The 21468-nt window shown below is 38.7% G+C and carries 11 protein-coding genes; 10 read left to right on the top strand and 1 reads right to left on the bottom strand.

Annotation, left to right across the window (positions count from 1 at the left end; translation table 11 throughout):
• The first annotated feature begins 70 nt into the window (after window positions 1-70).
• Window positions 71-1756, top strand: a complete 1686-nt coding sequence (gene gldJ, locus ACN1CN_RS20930) for a gliding motility lipoprotein GldJ (RefSeq protein ID WP_291286845.1) — start codon at window positions 71-73, stop codon at window positions 1754-1756.
• Between the two features lie 107 nt (window positions 1757-1863).
• Window positions 1864-3150 carry a UDP-N-acetylmuramoyl-tripeptide--D-alanyl-D-alanine ligase gene (locus ACN1CN_RS20925; protein ID WP_419137382.1) on the top strand — a complete coding sequence of 429 codons (1287 nt, stop codon included), beginning with the start codon at window positions 1864-1866 and terminating at the stop codon, window positions 3148-3150.
• Window positions 3151-3751: 601 nt separating this feature from the next.
• On the opposite strand, the gene ACN1CN_RS20920 is transcribed toward ACN1CN_RS20925, so the two are convergent.
• Entirely contained in the window at window positions 3752-6622 is a 2871-nt protein-coding gene (locus tag ACN1CN_RS20920; RefSeq protein ID WP_419137381.1) for a triple tyrosine motif-containing protein, read from the bottom strand.
• A 345-nt stretch (window positions 6623-6967) separates the two neighbouring features.
• Between ACN1CN_RS20920 and ACN1CN_RS20915 the strand changes: the two genes are divergently transcribed.
• From ACN1CN_RS20915 to ACN1CN_RS20880, 8 genes are all read left to right on the top strand, one after another.
• Window positions 6968-10078 carry a SusC/RagA family TonB-linked outer membrane protein gene (locus ACN1CN_RS20915; protein ID WP_264526246.1) on the top strand — a complete coding sequence of 1037 codons (3111 nt, stop codon included), beginning with the start codon at window positions 6968-6970 and terminating at the stop codon, window positions 10076-10078.
• Between the two features lie 15 nt (window positions 10079-10093).
• Window positions 10094-11602 (top strand): RagB/SusD family nutrient uptake outer membrane protein, encoded by a 1509-nt coding sequence (locus ACN1CN_RS20910; protein ID WP_291286841.1) that lies wholly within the window; start codon window positions 10094-10096, stop codon window positions 11600-11602.
• 312 nt (window positions 11603-11914) lie between these two features.
• Entirely contained in the window at window positions 11915-13369 is a 1455-nt protein-coding gene (locus ACN1CN_RS20905; protein ID WP_419137379.1) for a glycoside hydrolase family 30 protein, read from the top strand.
• Between the two features lie 78 nt (window positions 13370-13447).
• Window positions 13448-14902 (top strand): glycoside hydrolase family 30 protein, encoded by a 1455-nt coding sequence (locus ACN1CN_RS20900; protein ID WP_419137377.1) that lies wholly within the window; start codon window positions 13448-13450, stop codon window positions 14900-14902.
• Between the two features lie 35 nt (window positions 14903-14937).
• Complete coding sequence (locus ACN1CN_RS20895) at window positions 14938-16680, top strand: cellulase family glycosylhydrolase (RefSeq protein ID WP_419137375.1); 1743 nt, start codon at window positions 14938-14940, stop codon at window positions 16678-16680.
• Between the two features lie 243 nt (window positions 16681-16923).
• A complete protein-coding gene (locus ACN1CN_RS20890) occupies window positions 16924-17763 on the top strand; it encodes an endonuclease/exonuclease/phosphatase family protein (RefSeq protein ID WP_419137373.1) in 840 nt (279 codons plus the stop codon).
• Window position 17764: 1 nt separating this feature from the next.
• Complete coding sequence (locus ACN1CN_RS20885; RefSeq protein WP_419137371.1) at window positions 17765-19189, top strand: glycoside hydrolase family 30 protein; 1425 nt, start codon at window positions 17765-17767, stop codon at window positions 19187-19189.
• 13 nt (window positions 19190-19202) lie between these two features.
• Window positions 19203-21428, top strand: a complete 2226-nt coding sequence (locus ACN1CN_RS20880; protein WP_419137369.1) for a glycoside hydrolase family 3 N-terminal domain-containing protein — start codon at window positions 19203-19205, stop codon at window positions 21426-21428.
• Window positions 21429-21468 lie beyond the last annotated feature (40 nt).

The raw sequence follows: 21468 nt of genomic DNA, 5'->3' as shown, positions 1-21468 counted from the left end.
GACCGGATGTTGCTAATTAAATGTTAATTATTATATTGCAGCACCTAAATTTATCACCTACAGAATGAGTATGAAAGTAAACAAAATTGTAGTCTTGCAATTAATGATGTCAATGGTATTGATGTTAGGCACGGCTAGTTGTAGCAAAAAATCGAGTTCCAGTCATGCGTCCAGGGCAACTGGTTGGGACGTAGACAGTCAAAATGGAACTGCTGCCAGAAATGCAGGAAAAAAACAACAGGCTGGTCCTGGTTTAGTTTTTGTTGAAGGAGGTACATTTACTATGGGTAAAGTACAGGATGATGTTATGCACGATTGGAATAACACACCAACTCAACAACACGTTCAGTCATTCTATATGGATGAAACTGAAGTTACCAACGGTATGTACTTAGAATACCTGGAGTGGTTAAAGAAAGTTTTCCCACCAACAGAAGAAAATTACAAGAATATTTACGAAGGAGCATCTCCTGATACGCTTGTATGGAGAAATCGTTTAGGATATAACGAAACGATGACCAACAACTACTTAAGACACCCATCTTACGCAAACTACCCAGTAGTAGGTGTAAACTGGATTCAGGCTGTTGAATTCGCTAAATGGAGAACTGACCGTGTGAACGAAGCAGTTTTAGAGAAAAACGGTTACCTTAAAAAAGGAGCAAAAACTCAGGATGTTAGCGCTGAAAGTTTATTTAATACAGAAGGTTATGTGGCCTCTCCAAGTACAACTTACGGAGGTAATGAAGAACTTGTATTAAAGAAAAATCCTAACGGAAGAAAACCTAAAGCAGGTAAAGACGGAGTAGTTCCGGAAGAAAAAAATGTGTACGCACAACGTTCTTCAGGGATTATCCTTCCAGAATACAGACTTCCTACTGAAGCAGAATGGGAGTATGCTGCTGCTGCTGATGTTGGACAAAGAGAATACAATATCTATAAAGGACAAAAGAAATATCCTTGGTCCGGAGATTATACACGTTCTTCAAAACGTAAAAACAAAGGAGATCAATTGGCGAACTTCAAACAAGGAAACGGTGATTACGGTGGAATTGCAGGTTGGTCTGATGATGGTGCTGATATTACAAATTCTGTAAAAAGCTACGCTCCTAATGATTTCGGATTGTATGATATGGCTGGAAACGTAGCCGAATGGGTTGCCGATGTTTACAGACCTATTATTGATAACGAAGCAAATGATTTCAACTACTTTAGAGGAAACCAATACGCTAAAAACAAAATCGGGAAAGATGGTAAAATTGAAATTATCACTAAAGATAATATTCAGTACAAAACATTAAGTAACGGTAAAAAAGTAGCAACTAACTTACCAGGAGAAATTGCTCAGGTTCCGGTTGATGAAAACGAAACTTATTTAAGAACAAACTTTGATACAAGTAACAACATCAACTACAGAGACGGTGACAAACAATCTTCTAAGTATTTTGATTTTGGAGATTCTGAATCAGGAACTAAAGCAGATCAAACGATGTACAACTCACCTAAACACAACATCACTACTGATAGTTTAGGTCAGATGGTTAAAAAATATGACAACTCTAGTAAACGTACCACATTAATCGATGATAATGTAAGAGTTTACAAAGGTGGTTCTTGGAGAGACAGAGCTTATTGGTTGGATCCGGGTCAAAGAAGATATTTCCCTCAGGATATGGCAACTGATTATATCGGATTTAGATGTGCAATGTCTAGAGTAGGAGCTAAATCTGAAAAAAGAAAATCGCCAAGAAACTAAATTCTGGCAAATTCAATAAAAAAATTCCAAATTCCAACTGATTTACTCAGCTTTTGGAATTTGGAATTTTTTTATTGCTTAATTTTAATATGTAAATATTTTTATAAATGAATATCCAGGACATTCATAGCTTGTTTTTAAAATGTAAATCAGTTTCAATTGATACCCGAAAAATTGAGAAGGATTCTATGTTTTTTGCTATTAAAGGTGAAAATTTCGATGCCAATACATTTGCTGCACAGGCAATAGAATTAGGCGCTTTATTTGTTGTTATTGACAATGCGGCTTATGCTATTGACGACAGAACAATTCTCGTTGAAAACAGCCTGGAAACGTTGCAGGAATTGGCAAAGTACCACAGAGCATACTTAAAACTTCCTATTATTGGCCTGACCGGCAGTAACGGAAAAACAACGACCAAAGAGCTTATCAACGTGGTTTTGTCTCAAAAATATAAAACCAAAGCAACCGTTGGGAATTTAAACAACCATATTGGTGTTCCATTAACCTTGTTGTCTTTTACAAAAGATACCGAAATTGGAATTGTCGAAATGGGTGCAAATCACAAGAAAGAAATCGCTTTTTTATGTGATCTTGCACAACCGGATTTTGGTTATATCACTAACTTCGGAAAAGCACACCTCGAAGGTTTTGGCGGTGTTGAAGGAGTAATTATTGGGAAAAGCGAAATGTACCAGTATCTGGCAAAAGAGAATAAGATCGCTTTTGTAAATCTGGAAGACCCAATTCAGATCGAGAAATCGGAGGGAATTGAGTCTTTTACTTTCGGAGTGAACAAGGCTCAGGCCAACTTAGAAATCAAGAGTATTAAGGCCAATCCTTTTGTGGTGATTGAATACGATAATTTTAATGTAGAATCGCATTTAATAGGGCTTTACAATGCCAATAATATTAATGCGGCTGTAGCGATGGGGGCTTACTTCAAAGTGGAAGATACCGCCGTAAAACACGCTATCGAAAACTATATACCGGAGAATAACAGATCGCAGTTGCTAAAGAAAGGATCAAATGAGATTATTCTGGACGCTTACAATGCCAATCCGAGCAGTATGGCGGTGGCTATTGCTAATTTCCTGCAATTGGAAAACGCGAATAAGGTGATGATTTTAGGAGATATGTTTGAGTTGGGTGATGAAAGCAGACAGGAGCATCAACTGATTGTCGATTCGTTAGCAGATCAGGATAAATCGATTTGTTATCTGATTGGAAAATCCTTTTACGAAACAAAAGTAAGCAGCGATAAACTTCATTTTTTTGAGAGTTTCGATACTTTTGCAGCGTTCTTAAAGACCACACATTTTGCAGAAAATACGATTCTGATAAAAGGCTCCAGAGGAATGGCTTTGGAACGAACCTTAGAATTTATCAACTAACAAAAGGGGACTGTCCGAAAAGTATGAACTTTCTCTTATTATGTTATTGGTTTAAGTCTCTACTTTAGTTCGACGCGGATAAAACAGATTTACTTCGTAAAAACGCGAATAAAAACAGATTTTTTTTTCCTCATTTAAAAGTTTTTTTAATTTTTAGAATCCGTTTTTATCAGCGTCTTCGCGATAGCGAATCCGTCAAATCAGGGTTGAATTAGGGCGTATAATTTTTGCCGACCAATAAACTGCTTTTGGATTATAATTTAATCTAAAATTATTTATAAAAACAAGGCTGTCCGAAAAGTATGAAGTTTCTCTTATTATGTTATTGGTTTAAGTCTCTACTTTAGTTCGACGCGGATAAAACAGATTTACTTCGTAAAAACGCGAATAAAAACAGATTTTTTTTCCTCAGTTAAAAGTTTTTTTAATTTTTAGAATCCGTTTTTATCAGCGTCTTCGCGATAGCGAATCCGTCAAATCAGCGTTGAATTAAGACGTATAATTTTTGCCGACCAATAAACTGCTTTTGGATTATAATTCAATCTGAAATTATTTATAAAAACAAGGCTGTCCGAAAAGTAAGGACAGCCTCTTTTTGCTTTTAAATGCTCATGAGAAAACCAATCAGGTTTTCTTTTTTATTCAGCCCCAGCTTTTTTCTCAGTCGGTAACGGGCCAGTTCGACGCCTCCTGTCGAAATATTCATAATTTCGGCTATTTCTTTCGTCGACATATTCATCAGTAAATAAGTGGACAAATCCAACTCGCGTGGCGATATCGTCGGATACTTTTCTTTTAAGCGTTTTAAGAACTCAAAATGTACGTTTTTGATGTGTTTTTCAAGGTCTTTCCAGCTTTTGTCTGTGTTAACCTCCTTGACAATGCTTTTGTTTAATTTGCTCACCTGAAATTTTGTCGATTCATCGAGAGCCTCAATATCAATTTCTTTCAGTTTGTGGATGATTCCGTTCAGGATCTTATTTTTCTTTACCACTTGTAAAGAATTGTTCACGAGTTCTTTGTCTTTTGCCAGAATTTTGATTTGCAGTTTGTCGTTTTTTAGCTTTTCAATTTCCTTTGCCAGTTCGTATTGCTCCTGTCTTGTTTTTGCATCTCTTTCGAGGTACAGTTTTCTTTGTTCGATGGTTTCGTAGTATTTATTTTTTCGGATTTTTACTTTTATTCGATTCGAAACAATATAAATCAGGATGATAAGCAATAAGAAATAGAGCATAAAGGCTAAAAAGTGCCTGTACCAGGGTGGTGAAACCGTAAAAGAAAGCGTTGAGGGTTCAGATTGTATTCCGTAACTATTTCGGACCTTTACATTCATCGTATATTCTCCTTCCCGAAGGTTGGTGTATTCTTTTATTGAAATGGTGGACCAATTGCTCCATTTGTCATCAAAAGGCTCTAACTGATAGGAGAACTGCACGTTTTCCAGATTTTCATAGGTAGGAGAGGAGAACGTAAATCGTACATGATTGGAGGAATAGGGAATGCGGATGTTGCCTATTTTATTTGGATTGTTCCCCAGTACGATCGTGTCGCCGGGAAATGAAAAACTTCGGATGAAAGCCTTGGGTTTGGTTACAAAATGAGTTAATAATTTAGAATTGTAATGTGCCAGACCGTCTGTTAGTCCTATAAAGATATTCTGAGGGTCAATGGTGTTTATTGATAAATAGTTGCTTACCAGATTACCTGTTAGATTGGAGAACGGCGCAACAACATTTTTATAGGTATTGTTTTCTTTCATTAAAACTCCCAGTGATTCATCAAAAGCATACCATAAATTGGATTGTGAATCTTCGCTTAAGGCATTGATAACAGGGATGTTTTTGAAAAGCCTGGATAACGTCTTATCTTCAATAAACAAGTTTTGCTCTTTGGAGTACAGATAAAAATGATTGTTGGATTGAAAGTATATTTTGTGATCAATTTTCTGAAGGCTTCCAATGTTTTTGTAGGCAGGAGTCAATTGATCTATTTTTTTTATGTACGAAAAACGGGTTAGCTCGTCGTTTAGCGTCATCCTGTAAATAGACGCATCTCTTTTAAGCCACAAATAAGAATCGTCAACCTCAAAGCTGTTGGATGATTTGTCAAATCCGTCGATTTGGTTTTTGAAAACTAGACCGCCAGCTGTTTTTTCAAAAATGGCAAATCCATCGTAATTAGAACCAATGAAAAAATTAGGACGATTTGGGATTCTCTTAAAACCATAGTAGCCTTTTGAATCGATCGTACGGGTTACTTTTCCTCCATTTATGACGAGTGCCCCTCTGTTGTTTGCACAGATAAGTTCGTTTTCGATCACCTGTACATTCCAGGATTGCGCGGTTGTTCCTTCTACAAGTTTAAAAACGCCTTCTTTAAAAGTCGTATTCCAGGCGTGATAAAAAACGCCCTGATTGGTCGCCACATACAAATTACCCTGATCAATTACAGAAGCATAAACGGTACTGATGTCGTAGCTAAATCCAAAATAGGTAAAGGGGGAGTTTTCGTTAATGTAGGCAATACCGTTGTCGAGGCCAAGCCAGAGGTTGTTCTTGTTGTCTACAAAAGAAGTCAGAATGGTATTGTTTTGAAGTCCTTTTTTTCGGTTAACATGCTGAATGATTTTACCGTTAAAATCGCAAATAATCACGCCGTCTAAGACTGAATTTAAAACAATAAAGTTGTTCTTTATAATAGATCCGCCAAGAGAATTGTTCTTTTTTACAAAATCATTGGCTTCCGTATTCCATGGTTTTACAGTGCCGTTTTCGTAGATAAATAAGCCTCTCTCAAGAGTAATGATGAGTATTTTGTTTTTCTCTAACGTATACATACCCCAAATCTCGGTATTGTTTAAGACTTTGGTGTTGGGTAAAACATAGAGTCGATTATTACGGTACTCTAAAATACCGTGTTCTACATCCTGAAAATAAAGCTTGCCGTTTACCACGAATGAAAATTGGAAACGTCCCGGAGCTTTCAGGATCGAAAGCTTCCCGTTTTTGTAGATATAGGCCCGTGCAAAAGATTGAAAGATGATTTCATTGTTTACAGCATGAATCTTCCATATAAAGTCAATGATCTTGATTTTGTTTTTGTCTACTTTTTGAGCCAGTGAGGTATATTTAAGTCTGCCTTTAGCATTGGGTTGAAAGTAGCCAAATTCATTATAGCCTCCAACAAAAATTTTGCCCGAAGCATCAATCTTCAAACAACGAACGGAGGTTTCATTGGGAAGAGGGTATTTTCGCCATGAAGCTCCGTCGAATTGTAAGAGACCATTATTGTTTGCGAAATAGAGATTACCGTTTTTATCCTGACCAATATTCCAGTTTTGTGTTCCTCCCTTGTATTCATTACGCTTGTAATTTCTTACATCAGGTAATCCAATGTTTTTAACCTGCCCGAAAAACGGAATTGCGAATAAAGTAAAAAAAGTAATAATAAAATAAGATTTTATCAATTTCATGGTTTTTTAGGGTTGTTTTGGTTTTTGGTGGTTAAGTCTTTTATTTTGAACTATTTAGGTCTTGTTTTTCGCTACTATCACGATGTAGGAGCTTGTTTTTATCATAAAAATAAGCATTAAAGGGTAAGTGTAGTGTTTGTTTTTGAAATTAACATTTCGATAACATCTTAAAATAAGAATTTATTTATCTGTAAATTAGTGTTTTATAAAAAAAATGATGTGTTTTTGTATGGCATTTAAATTTACTTTGATGTGTTTTTGTAGTGAAGTTTAATTGCTGATAGTAGAAATTTAGGTTTAGTATTGCATCAAATTACTAATTAATTAACCAAAATTTTTAGAAAAATGAAATTAACAAAATTACTTACTTTTTGTATTTCGTCTCTATTGTTTTCAGTTATCGCAATGGCACAAGATGTTACGGTAAACGGAATCATAAATGATGAAAGTGGAATGCCAGTTCCGGGTGCATCTATTTTAGTAAAAGGTACAACCAAGGCAACTGCATCTGATTTTGATGGAAAATTCCAAATACAAGTTCCTTCAAATGGAGTATTGACGATCACTTTTATTGGATATGCTCCGGTTAATGAAGCTGTAAATGGAAGAACAAAAATGACAATAAAGTTACTACCGGAATCACAGTCGTTAAATGAGGTTGTGGTAGTAGGATATGGTACTCAAAAGAAATCAGTAGTTACAGGAGCCATCTCCAGTGTAAAAGCTGCCGATTTGGAAAAAGTACCAAATGGCCGTGTAGAACAATCTTTACAAGGTAGAGTCGCCGGTGTATCAGTAGCTGCTACATCAGGACAACCAGGCTCTGCTTCAAAAGTTCGTGTCAGAGGTGTAACTACTTTCAGAGAAGGCGGAAACGATCCTTTATGGGTGGTTGACGGTATTGCAGTAGATGCCAACGCAATTGGTTTTATCAATCAGAGTGATATCGAGTCTATCGAAGTTCTTAAAGATGCTGCTTCTGCCGCAATCTATGGTACTCGTGCGGCAACCGGGGTTATTTTGGTAACCACTAAAAAAGGAAAATCAGGAAAAATTTCGGTGAACTATAATGGTTTTGCTGGGACTTCAGCTCCGGCTAAAAGATTGGATCTGTTAAATGCAGAGCAATACGGAAGAATAATGAATGATAAGTCTATTGCCGACGGTGGTGCTATCAAGTATCCTAATCCGGCATCCTTAGGAAAAGGTACAGACTGGCAGGATGCGATTTTTAATGATTCTGCTTTTAGATATACACATGAGTTGAGCATTAGCGGTGGTAGTGAAAAATCTACTTTTTATGTTTCCTTCGGAATACAGGATCAGGAAGGGATTGTTGCAACAGACATTTCGAACTATACAAAGAAAAACTTCCGTTTAAACTCTACCCATAAAATTTCAGACTACTTTACGTTTGGACAAACTTTTGGTTACACGCACCAAAAAACCAAAGGTATCGGAAATACCAACAGTGAGTTTGGAGGTCCTTTAAGTTCAGCAATTAACCTAGATCCGCTTACTCCGTTAACCGTGACAGATCCTGCTGTTACAGGGACTGGTTTTTACACCAATCCAAATGCGGTTAGAGATGCAAACGGAAATCTTTATGGAATTTCTTCATTGGTACAACAAGAGATGACCAATCCTTTGGCTTATACGCAGACAAGACTGGGAGGTTTTGACTGGTCGGATGATTTTGTTGGAAACGCTTATTTAGAGGCCAACATCACAAAACATTTAAAATTTAGAACTACACTTGGTGGTAAGATCGCTTATTGGGGCAAACAAGGTTTTACTCCGATCTTCTTCTTAAATCCAAACATGAAAGAGGACCGAAACAATTACAGTCAGGACAATAACAAATCATTTTCCTGGACTGTGGAAAACACTTTGGCTTACTCTAATAAATTTGGGAATCATAGCGTAAATGTTTTGGCAGGGCAAGGTGCTTATGTGGAGAATATTGGAGGTACAATTGGGGTAACGATGTTTGGTTTGCCAATTACAAGCTACAAAGATGCGTCTTTCAATTTTGATATTCCGCAAACGGATCGTGTAAACAGAGCAAGTGATCTTGTAGAACACAAACTGGCGTCCTTGTTTTTACGTGCCAATTATGATTATTTAGAAAAATATCTTTTCACAGGAATCATTCGTCGTGACGGATCAACCCGTTTTGGTGAAAATAAAAAATGGGGTGTTTTCCCTTCCTTCTCTTTAGGATGGGTGGTTTCTAAAGAAGGTTTCTGGAAAGAGAATAATGTATTCAACAGTTTAAAACTGCGTGGAGGATATGGAGTTGTAGGGAATGATAATATAGAGGATTTCAAATACAGAGGTTTGGTTGTTGGAGGATACAATTATTCTGTTGGAACCACAGGTTCAATCACAACCGGTTACGGAAACTCTACTTTGCCTAATGCCGATTTAGGATGGGAAGAAACTTCTCAGACTACGGTAGGTCTTGATGCAAAGATTTTTAGCGATTTTTCTCTTACTCTCGATTACTTTAAAAAGACGACCAAAGGAATTTTAAGAAATGTGGTTATCCCGGGATATGTTGGAGTTGTTGATGCTCCTTCGGCTAATATCGCCGATATGAACAACAGTGGTTTTGAAGTTGAATTGGGTTACAGAAAAAAACTTGGGGATTTCAATTTGGGGGTTAATGCCAATTTTGCCTATTTAAAAAATGAGATTACGTATGTGGGATCTTCTACCAACTACATTGTTGGAGACGCTACTTTCCAGTCTATGGGGCCGGTAACAAGAACACAGGTTGGTCATTCCTTCAACGAGTTTTATGGTTTTAAAACAGCGGGTATTTTTCAGAATGATGCCGAAGTTGCTGCTTACAAAAATGCTGCGGGAGGGTTAATTCAGCCAAATGCAAAACCGGGAGATTTCCGTTGGACAGATACCAATGGCGATGGTGCGATTACCGATGATGATAAACAATTTTTAGGGACTAATATTCCTAAATATAGTTTTGGATTTACAGTAAATCTGGATTATAAAAACTTTGATTTCATGGCATTCGCTCAGGGAGCTGCAGGAAGTAAAATTTTCCAGGGATTACGAAGACTGGATATCCTGAATGCAAACTATCAGACAAGCGCTTTAGGACACTGGTCAGGAGAAGGAACTTCAAACGATTATCCTAGATTATCAAACAATGACCCCAACAAAAACTTTAGTAATATGTCTGATTTTTATCTTGAAAACGGAAACTACCTGCGTTTGAAAATCGTTCAGCTTGGATACACGTTACCAACGAACCTATCGTCAAAAATTGGTTCAGACAAAGTTCGTTTTTACTTGACTGGAGAAAACCTAATCACTTTTACCAAATACAGTGGATTTGATCCGGAAATTGGAGGACAGGTTTATGGTGTAGATAAAGGAGTTTATCCACAAGCCAGATCTATACTGTTAGGAGCTAACGTTCAATTCTAAAAATTAAAAGCTATTATGAAAACTATAAAATTTAAATACCTATATATTGCTGCTGCAATGGCTGTTCTTGGATCTTGCTCTGAAGATTTTGTAACCATTGACCCGCAGGGAAAATTTGATACCAGTACGTATTTTTCTAACGAACAACAATGTTACGCCGCATTAATGGGTGTGTACGATCCATTACGAAAAAACACCGGTGGTTTTGAAAACCTTCTGGCCATGTTAAATGCCGGATCAGACGATTTTTATGCCGGAGGCGGAAGTGCGACAGACGGAAATGGAATCCAGAATTTCTCTACGCACTCTCTTACTTCTATCAGTATTCCGGGAAGTTACTGGAACGATCATTACCAGGGAGTTTCCAGAGCAAACATTTTATTGGATAAACTTCCGGGCGCTACTATGAGCGAAACGGTAAGAGCCAGATTTGCTGCAGAAGCTAAAACTTTACGTGCCCTTTATTATTTCAATTTAGTGAGATTGTTTAAAAACATTCCGTTGGTTTTGGTGCCTTTAAATACACAAACGATTTACGATCCGGAGCAGGTTGCACCAACTGTAATTTATGCACAAATCGAAAAAGATTTATTAGAAGCGATTGCTGCTTTGCCTAATACTGTGGTTGCCGAAACTGAAGCCGGAAGACTGAACAAAGGGGCAGCACAGGCGATACTAGGAAAAGTATATTTGTTTGAAGGTAAAAATCCTCAGGCAGCGGCTGTTTTAGCACAAGTAAATGGTACACCGGGTCAGGTAAATCAATACGGAAATAAATTATTGCCTGAATTTAGTGACCTGTGGGTGACTACCAATAAATTTAATGCAGAGTCATTATTAGAAGTATCCCATACCAGCGCAGGAAATTCTGACTGGACCTTTTGGGGAACGGGTAGAGACGAAGGAAATACGCTAAACATTATGGTTGGACCAAGAGGATATTCAAGACCAACAGGTTCTACTGCACCTGATCTTCCTTCAGGATGGGCTTTTAATGTGGCCACTCAAAAACTGTACGATGTAATGAAAGACGATCCAAGATTTGGAGCGACTATTTTAGATTTAAAAGCATTAAAAGCAGCAGGTAAGGCAAACTACATTCCGGCTTATCAGGATACCGGTTACTTCCTGAACAAATACCTTCCGAGACAGTCAGACGTTCGTACCGGTGGAGGTAATGCCGAGTTGAACTACAAACAAAATTCGTATATCATCCGTCTTGCTGATACCTATTTAATGGAGGCTGAGGCTTTAGGATCAGGAGCCAGAGCGCAGGCATTGCTTGACGAGGTTAGAAAAAGAGTGCATTTGCCTTCAATTCCCGTAACCTTAGCGGCTATTAAAACCGAGAGAAGAATGGAATTAGCCGGTGAAGGACATCGATTTTTTGATTTAGTACGTTGGGGAGATGCAGCCTCTGCACTAGCAGATAGAGGGTTTAACGCTGGTACAGACGAAATTTTCCCGATACCTTATACAGAACTTAATGGTACGAAGCTGAAACAAAATCCGAATTACCAATAGAGGGTTAACAAGTTCAAAAACACAAAAAAATCCAGCTATAAAGTATTCCTAATGTCGTTTTTGCATTAGGAATACCGGATAGTTGCGATACTAAAGCAACAGCAATTTCTTCGCTGATTGCAACACTACGATAACAAGCGTTGAAGGACGCTGAAAAGGAAGTTTTGAGTTAAGTTTAAGTTTGGTTGGCAATAGCCCATAATCAGTATGAGTATGGGCTATTTTTTAAATCTCTTGAGCGGTCTCGAACCATTTTTATTGAAAAGAGCTCAGTAAAAAATCAATTTTAGAATTAAAAATAATACTGTAAGAATGAGAAAGAATAGTTTTAAAATACTATGTTTTTTGTTTTCGTTGTCGGCTTTCGCACAGCAGTCTAAAACAAAAAAAGAATTTATAACCAACGGAAAAAAGATAACGGTTTATACCACTGCCGAAAATTCAAATTTAAGATTGGCTTCAACCGCTAATCTGACTTTTTCATCGGCCAAACAGCCCCTTGAAATCGAGGCTTCTGTTTTTGTAGAACCGTCTAAAAAATTTCAGACTTTCATGGGAATCGGAGGAGCCATTACCGATGCAAGTGCCGAAGTTTTTGCTAAACTGCCAAAAGAAAAACAAACCGAATTTTTAAATGCCTACTACGACAAACAAAAAGGGATAGGCTATTCATTGCTAAGAACCACAATCCAAAGTTCTGATTTTAGCAGTGGAAGCTACTCTTATATCAAAGAAGGTGATAAAGATTTAAAAACGTTTTCGATTGATCACGACAAGCAATATCGCATTCCGCTGATCAAACAGGCTATAAAAACTGCCGGTGGAAAACTAACCACTTATGCAGCTCCCTGGTCGCCAAATGCTTTTATGAAAAGCAATAAAGACGTTTTAAAAGGCGGAACCTTACTGCCGGAATATTATCAGACCTGGGCCAACTTTTATGTCAAATTTATAAAAGCTTATGAAAAAGAAGGAATCCCAATTTGGGGAACTTCTACTCAAAATGAGCCTATGGCGGTTCAGAAATGGGAATCGTGTATTTATACTGCTGAGGAAGAAAGAGACTTTATTAAAAATTTCCTTGGACCAACTTTAAAAAAGGAGCAATTAAGTAAGGTTAAAATTATTGCCTGGGACCACAATCGCGATTTAATGAATTACAGAGCAAATGTGATTTATACCGATCCCGAAGCATCAAAATATGTATGGGGAATGGGGTTTCACTGGTACGAAAACTGGTCAGGAGGAGCATCCATGTTTGACAACGTAGCCAAAGTAAATGAAGCCTATCCTGACAAAGGATTGTTGTTTACAGAAGGTTGTGTCGAAAAATTTGATGCCAAAAAGTATCAATTTTGGGGTAATGGCGAACGATATGGTATTTCGATGATTAATGATTTTAACAATGGAACGGCCGGATGGACCGACTGGAACATTCTTTTGGATCAAAATGGAGGACCTAATCATGTGGGGAATTTCTGTTTTTCACCTATTCATGCCGATACTACAACCGGAGAATTAATCTACACCCCATCTTATTATTACATCGGGCATTTTTCAAAATTCATTCACTTAAATGCTGTAAGAGTAAGTTCAGCCGTAAGCAGAAGCGCTTTGTTAAGTACGTCATTTTTAAATACGGATGGCACAATGGCAACAGTGGTCATGAATCAGACCGACAAAGAAGTGACCTACAATTTAATCATAGGGGCTGAACAGGCTGCAATAAAAATTCCGGCACATGCGATACAAACACTGGTGTACTAGTGTGCTTTTACAATTGAGGGATAAATCGGGTCTTCCGGATTAACCCTCAATTGATTTCAAACTTAAATCAAATCCCTTTTGACAGTAACAATGAAAAACCGAAATAAAATTTTAATTGCGCTTGTATTCGTTTTAGAATTGAGTTGTTCGTCATCCAATGATGCCGTTGTTCCTCCGGTCGTACCGCCAGTTACAGTGGCGAATGATGTCGATTTTTGGCTGACAAAAGGAGATCAGAGTGTTTTACTGGCAAAGCAACCCGGAAACTTAGGATTTAACACCATCCCTAATAGTTATCCAAACATTGAAGTAAATGCAGATCAAAAATACCAGACCATCGATGGTTTTGGCTATACCCTGACCGGTGGAAGTGCGAGCGTCATCAATCAATTAAATGCGACAAAAAAAGCAGCACTTTTACAGGAACTGTTTGGTACCTCAGAAACAGCCATCGGAGTGAGTTACATCAGAATCAGTATTGGAGCCTCCGATTTAAATTCGGAACCCTTTACCTATGATGATATCGCTGTTGGAGACACTGATTTAGATCTGGCAAAGTTCAGCTTAGACAAAGACCGAAACGGAGTCCTTGCGCTTTTGAAACAGATTCTGGCAATTAATCCCAAGATTTTAATTTTGGCAACACCCTGGTCTGCGCCTCTTTGGATGAAAGACAAAAACAGCTTTGTTGGAGGGAAGTTACAAACCAAATATTACGAAGTCTACGCGAAGTATTTTGTAAAATACATTCAGCAAATGAAAGCTGAAGGAATCACCATTGATGCCATAACGCCTCAGAACGAACCCTTGCATGGCGGCAATAATCCAAGTATGGAAATGTCGGCTTTAGAACAAACAGATTTCATTAAAAACCATTTAGGACCTGCCTTTAAAACGGCCAATATTACGGCCAAAATTATTGCATACGATCACAATTGTGACAATCCCAATTACCCCAAAACCATATTGGCCGATGCTGCTGCATATGCTTTTGTCGACGGTTCGGCTTTTCACTTATATGCCGGCGACATTTCGGCACTTTCGGAAGTCTATACGGCTTATCCGGCCAGGAATATTTATTTCACAGAACAATTTACAGCTTCAACAGGTGATTTTGGAGGAGATTTAAAATGGCATCTTAAAAATGTAATCATCGGTTCGATGCGCAACTGGAGCAAAAATGCATTGGAATGGAATTTAGCCAACAATGCGGCTTTTGAACCTCACACGGCAGGCGGTTGTACTACTTGTAAAGGCGCACTAACCATTAATTCGGCCGAAAGTTTTCAGCGTAATGTAGCTTATTACATTATTGCGCATGCGTCTAAATTTGTTCCGGCAGGTTCAGTCAGAATTGGCAGCAATATAAACGGGAGTCTTCAAAATGTAGCTTTTCTTACGCCCTCAGGTTCAAAGGTTCTCCTTGTGGAAAATGACGGATCGGGCAGTGTAAATTTCAATATTAAGTTTGACGGTAAGTGGATTACAACATCCTTAGACGCAGGAGCGGTAGGGACTTACACATGGAAATAATCGAATAATTGATGAAAAAAATAAATAGTTTTCAGATGAAAAAAATAATTATAGCAGTACAGTTGCTGCTTTCGGCTACTGTTTTTGGACAGGGATTTTTGCACAGAGACGGGCAGAAAATTGTGGATGGAAATGGAAAAAACATCGTCTTAAGAGGATTAGGTTTGGGCGGCTGGATGGTACAGGAAGGCTATATGTTACAAACGCAGCCCTTCGCAAGTCCTCAATATGTCATCAAACAAAAAATTCAGGAGGTCATTGGAGAACAGGGCACAAAAGAGTTTTATGCAGCCTATAAAGCAAACGGAATCACAAAACGCGATATCGATTCTTTAGCGGCCTGGGGCTTCAATTCGATTCGTTTGCCGATGCACTATAATTTGTATACCCCATCCATTCAGGAAGAAAAAAATGGAGAAATTACCTGGATCGAAGAGGGATTTACCATGACCGACAATTTATTAAAATGGTGTGCCGAAAATAAAATATACCTTATTCTCGATCTGCACGCTGCTCCCGGAGGTCAGGGGAATGATGCTGCAATTTCAGATTATGATACTACCAAACCCTCCTTATGGGAGAGTGAAGCCAATCAGAAAAAAATGATTGCCCTCTGGAAAAAACTGGCATCGCGCTACAGAGACAACCCGTGGATAGGGGCTTACGACATTATCAATGAACCCAATTGGAATTTTACCGGAACAAACAAAAACGGCTGTGACGAAAACTCCAACGGCCCTTTAAGAGATTTGATGGTTCGGGTTACAAAAGCCATTCGGGAAGTCGATACCAACCATTTAATTTTTATCGAAGGAAATTGTTGGGGGAATAATTACAACGGAATTTTTCCTTTATGGGATGAGAATATGGCATTGAGTTTTCATAAATACTGGAACTACAATACCAAAGCGTCGATTCAGAAAATGCTCGATTACCGAACGCAATACAATGTGCCGATCTGGCTTGGAGAAAGCGGCGAAAACTCGAATGTCTGGTTCAAGGATGTCTTGACATTGGTAGAAAGCAACAATATCGGATGGGCGTTCTGGCCTATGAAAAAGATCGAAAATATAGCAGGAGTTACTTCTGTAACTAAGATTCCGGAATACGATGTTTTATTAAAATATTGGAAAGAAGGCGGTCCAAAACCAGCTGCCGATTTTGCGAAAAAGACTTTAATGAAAATGGCCGATAATTATAAAATGGAAAGGGTAACCGTAAAACCGGATGTAATTGATGCCATGTTCAGACAGGTACAAACCAACGACACCAAACCCTATAAAAAACACTTCATTCCGGGGAAAATTGCAGCAACGCAATACGATTTAGGAACCAATGGATATGCCTATTCCGATACAGATTTTATAAACTACAGAGTTGAAACCGGAAAATTTGAGGAGTGGAACAAAGGAAATACCATGCGAAATGATGGCGTAGACATTCTGCCCTGCAAAGATGCCGGATCAAACGGATATCAGGTTTCCTTTATCGAAGACGGAGAGTGGTTACAGTTTACTGCGCAGGTAGCGAAACCAAAAACATACAAAGTAGCGATTCGCTATTCGGGTGAAAATGCAGAGGGGAAACTGTATCTCGAAACACAAGATGGAAAGAAATCTGAAGTCCTTACGCTGCCGGCCACAGGAGGAAAAGACAAATGGAAAACGGTTGTTTTATCGGGAGTAGCTCTAAACGCCGGAACACAAAAAATTAAAGTTGTTTTCGAAAAAGGAGGTTTCAACCTGAATTACTTAGATTTTTCAGAACAGAAAAAATAGAGGCATAAAGAGGTATTAATAAGAGAGTAGGTATGTTTAAATAACCGCCACAGATTAAAAGGATTAAAAAAATATGTGGGATGTGAAATGTTAGATGTAAACTGTGACTGTGACTGTATACTGTGACTGCAAACTTTCTATGTGTTTAAATACATCCAACGGGTTAAATTAACATTATTTTGAAGTTTATATTTTTCTTTGAGACCAATGAAATGTTAGCTTTACGAATCAAATTTTTTTAAGATGAAAAAGACAAACACAATTGCTCTCGTACTGCTTCTGCTTTTAGTTAGTGGCTCATTTTATGGCCAGAATGTAAAATTGATGACCTATAATATTCGTTTGGATGTGGCTTCTGACGGAGAAAACGCCTGGCCCAACCGGAAAGATTATTTTAATTCTCAAATCAGATTTTACAGTCCGGATATTTTTGGAATTCAGGAAGCATTGCCCAATCAGGTGGCCGATATAACCTCTGCTTTTAAGGATTACAACCAATTTGGAATAGGAAGAGAGGAGAAAGGAACAGGAGAAGCCTGCACGATTTACTATAAAAAAGATCGTTTTCAGGTACAGCACAGCAACACCTTCTGGTTGTCGGAAACACCAACTGTGGTTTCAAGAGGCTGGGACGCTGCCTGTAACAGAGTTTGCACCTATGGATTGTTTAAAGATTTAAAAACGAAAAAAGAGTTTTGGGTTTTCAACCTGCATCTTGATCATATGGGCGAGGTGGCCCGTGTAAAAGGAGTAGAGCTGGTGCTGTCTAAAATAAAAGAAATCAATACTAAAAATTACCCGGTGTTTTTAATGGGAGATTTTAATTCAGAACCGGATACCAAACAAATTAAAGAGATCAAAAAAGTGATGGAGGATACGCAAGAGGTTTCGAAAGAAAAACCTTTTGGCCCTTCCGGTACCTTTAATAATTTCAAACACAATGAAGCGGTAACCTTATTACTGGATTATATTTTTATCTCTAAAAACAGCGGATTAAAAATTCAAAAACACGCAGTCTTAAGTGACTCCAGGGATTTAAAATATCCGTCGGATCACTTGCCTGTCTTAATAGAAATAGATTAAAATGAAAAACATCAACAAAAAACTTCAGATTTTACTCTTGCTGCCGCTCATCGCAGTTCAGATAAAATGTGGAACTTCAAACAACGCCGTTGCCCGGTCCGGAAAAGCCGAAGCCTGGATCACCACTACTAATGAAGCTTCAAAACTTCAAAAGCAAAGTGATTTGGTTTTTAAGGCTGAAACCAATTCGAATTCGACCATTTTGGTAGACGCTTCCCAAAAGTTTCAGACGATCGAAGGTTTTGGATTTTCGCTAACGGGGGGAAGTGCCCAAAACATTCTAAAACTCGATAAAGCCAAAAAAGAAGCACTGCTTCAGGAATTGTTTTCCCGAAAAAAGGACGCTATTGGCTTGAGTTATCTGCGAATTAGTATTGGCGCTTCTGATTTGAATGAAAGAGTTTTTTCGTATGATGATCTGCCCGAAGGGCAAACCGATTTAAAATTAGAGCACTTTGATCTGGGACCTGATTTAAAGGATGTGGTGCCACTTTTAAAAGAGATTTTGGCCATAAACCCAAAGCTCAAAATTATGGGTTCGCCATGGTCGCCGCCCGTTTGGATGAAAGACAACGGAAGCTCGAAAGGCGGAAGTTTACAGCCCAAATACTATCAGGTTTATGCCGATTATTTTGTAAAATACATACAGGCAATGCAAGCGCACGGAATCGTTATTGATGCGATAACACCACAAAACGAACCACTGCATCCGGGAAACAACCCAAGCATGTACATGACGGCATTGCAGCAGGCAGAATTTATTAAAACCAATTTAGGTCCCGCTTTTGCAAAAGCTAAAATCAAAACCAAAATTGTAGTTTACGACCACAATTGCAACAAACCCGAATATCCTTTAACCATTCTGAATGATCCAAAAGCATTGCCTTTTGTGGCAGGTTCAGCCTTTCATTTGTATGAAGGAGACATTAGCGCTTTAACCACCGTTCATAACGCCTATCCCAAAAAAGAGTTGTATTTTACAGAACAATATACCGGATCGGGCAGCAGCTTTGAGTCTGATTTAAAATGGAGTGTGAAAAATGTGGTCATTGGTTCTATGCGCAATTGGAGCGTCAACGCACTTTCGTGGGGACTAGCCAATAACGAAAAATATGAACCCTTTACTCCGGGTGGATGTTCGACCTGTAAAGGAGCTTTGATGATTGATAAAAATCAGAACATTAAAAGAGAAGTAGGTTATTATATTATTGGGCACGCTTCAAAATTTGTTCCCGAAGGTTCTGTGAGGATTGCCAGCAACCTTAGCGGAAATTTGTATAATGTTGCCTTTAAAACACCAGACGGAAAAACCGTTTTAATTGTTGAAAACGATGGTGCAAACACAGAGACCTTCAATATAAAAGAGAATCAAAAACAAGTTACAACATCCTTGGACGCGGGTTCGGTAGCGACTTACGTATGGTAAATCTAAATTAAGTATGAAAAAAATAACCACATTCACTTTACTGCTGCTGTCGTTTGTTGCGGCAGCCCAACAAGAAACAGTAGATCAAAAGGTAAATGCGCTATTGAAAAAAATGACCCTTGAGGAAAAAATGGGTCAGCTCAATCAATACACTGGCGACAACGCAGCAACGGGGCCCATTACCATAAACGCAAACAAACAGGCCGAAATAAAGGCAGGACTTATCGGTTCGATGTTAAACGTGGTGGGAACAACCTATACCAGACAGTATCAGGAATTGGCGATGCAGTCTCGTTTAAAAATTCCATTGTTATTTGGTCAGGACGTCATTCACGGTTACAAAACCACCTTTCCAATTCCGTTAGCCGAAGCAGCCAGCTGGGATTTACCAGCAATCGAACTGGCGGCCAGAGTGGCAGCGACAGAAGCTTCAGCAAGCGGTATTCACTGGACCTTTGCACCAATGGTCGACATTGCCCGTGACCCGCGTTGGGGACGCGTAATGGAAGGCGCCGGAGAAGATACCTATCTCGGATCTAAAATAGCCTATGCCAGAGTAAAAGGTTTTCAGGGCAATAAACTGGGAGATCTCAACTCGGTTATGGCTTGCGTAAAACACTTTGCCGCTTACGGTGCAGCGGTGGGCGGAAGAGATTACAACTCGGTAGACATGAGCGAACGAATGCTTCTGGAAACCTATTTGCCTCCTTTCAAAGCCGCTCTTGATGCCGGGGCAGCCACTTTTATGAACTCCTTTAACGACTTAAACGGAATTCCGGCCACAGCAAATGTGCATTTACAGCGTGACCTCTTAAAAGGAAAATGGAACTTTCAGGGATTCGTAGTATCCGACTGGGGATCGATAGGCGAAATGGTCGCACACGGCTACTCCAAAGATCTGAAAGCTGCTGCACTTGCTGCGATTACAGCAGGAAGCGATATGGATATGGAAAGTAATGCGTACCGCTATCATCTGGCAGAATTGGTTAAAGAAGGTAAAGTGTCTGTCGATTTGATTGATGATGCCGTAAGACGTATTTTACGCAAGAAATTCGAATTGGGATTATTTGAGGATCCGTACCGTTATTCCGATCCAAAAAGAGCAGAAAAAGCTTTAAGCAATCCTGAAAACAGAAAAGCAGCGCTGGAAGTAGCTCAAAAAAGTATAGTATTATTAAAGAACGACAACGAAACATTACCCCTTTCAAAAAACGTAAAAACAATCGCCTTCATAGGTCCGATGGTTAAAGAATACAAAGCCAATATGGGATTTTGGTCGGTTGAATTGCCGGAGGTAGATTATGACAAATGGGTGGTTTCGCAATGGGACGGTTTGCAAAAGAAAGTAGGCAAAAACACCAAATTGCTCTATGCCAAAGGATGTGAAGTAGACGGAGACAACAAAGACGGTTTTGCCGAAGCAGTGGCAACAGCTAAACAAGCCGATGTTGTTATTTTGAGTATCGGAGAACGACGTGATATGAGCGGTGAGGCCAAAAGCCGAAGCGATCTTCATTTGCCGGGGGTACAGGAAGATTTAGTAAAAGCCATTCAGGCAACCGGAAAACCGGTCGTTGTTTTGGTAAATGCAGGGCGTCCTCTTATTTTTAACTGGACAGCCGATAATGTTCCGGCCATTGTGTACACCTGGTGGTTGGGAACCGAAGCCGGAAACGCCATCGCCAATGTGTTATTTGGAGACTACAATCCGTCCGGAAAATTGCCTATGACTTTTCCGAGAGAAGTAGGGCAGATTCCTATTTACTACAATCATTTCAGTACCGGAAGACCCGCTAAAGACGAAGATGCCAAAAACTATGTATCGGCTTATATCGATCTGAAAAACTCTCCTAAATTTCCTTTTGGATACGGGTTGAGTTATACAAAATTCAATTATACCGATCTGAAATTGTCTTCGACTAAAATGACCAGCAACGAAACCATCAAAGTTTCTTTTCAATTGTCCAATGTTGGAAAAGTAGCCGGAGAAGAAGTCGTGCAATTGTACTTAAAAGATAAATTTGGATCGGTAGTTCGTCCGGTTCTGGAATTGAGAGATTTTCAAAAAGTAAAACTAAATGCCGGAGAATCTAAAACAATCGAATTTACAATCGACAAAGAGAAACTGTCTTTCTACACTAGCAAATTAGAGTGGACCGCAGAACCCGGAGATTTTGAAGTACTGATTGGCACCTCATCAGCTGACCTTAAACTAAAAGCAAATTTTGAATTGCTTTAAGTTTTAAACACAAAAAGATAGATTACATATATAAAAAAGG

Origin of the sequence: Flavobacterium sp. T12S277, assembly GCF_048514875.1 — a bacterium.
Classification (GTDB): Bacteria; Bacteroidota; Bacteroidia; order Flavobacteriales; family Flavobacteriaceae; genus Flavobacterium.
This window is presented reverse-complemented; position numbering and strand designations above follow the sequence as displayed.